Annotated in this window: 1 protein-coding gene; it reads left to right on the forward strand. The window is 66.4% G+C overall.

What is annotated here, in order from left to right; genetic code table 11:
- The coding region (locus tag VH88_RS13550) for an IS3 family transposase (protein WP_045811713.1) at window positions 1-626 on the forward strand (626 nt) is incomplete at its 5' end.
- Window positions 627-654 lie beyond the last annotated feature (28 nt).

Consider the following 654-nt stretch of genomic DNA (forward strand, 5'->3'; position numbering starts at 1 on the left):
GTCGATCCCGCGTGGAGCGGCTGATGCGCCGCGCCGGCCTGCGGGGCTTGGCGGCCTTGCCGCGTCGCGCCCGGACGACGAACAGCCGCCACGGTTATCCCATCGCGCCCAACAGGCTGGCCCGGAACTTCGAGGCGGCGGCGCCCAACCAGGTCTGGCTTGCCGACCTCACCTACATCCCGACCGGCGAAGGCTGGCTCTATCTCGCCGCCATCCTCGACCTGCACACCCGCAAGATCGTGGGCTGGTCCATGCGCCAGACCCTGCACACCGAGATCGCCCTCGACGCCCTCAACATGGCCGTCGAACGTCAGCGCCCCGCGCCCGGCCTGATCCATCATTCGGACCGGGGCATCCAATACGCAGCCGAAGCCTATCGATCAGCCCTGGCCCGATCCGGCATCACCCCGTCGATGAGCCGAAAGGGCGACTGCTGGGACAATGCCCCGATGGAGAGCTTCTTCCACACCCTCAAGACCGAACGCGTTCATCACCGCGTCTACGCCACCCGAGACCAGGCGCGGCGAGACCTGTTCGGATACATCGAGGGCTTCTACAATCCCCATCGCCTGCACTCAGCACTGGGCTATATCAGCCCCGCTGAGGCCGAGCGCAAAGCGGCTTAACCCCGTCCACTTTTACGGGGGAAGATCA

Origin of the sequence: Brevundimonas sp. KM4, from assembly GCF_000964075.1 — a bacterium.
GTDB lineage: Bacteria > Pseudomonadota > Alphaproteobacteria > Caulobacterales > Caulobacteraceae > Brevundimonas > Brevundimonas huaxiensis.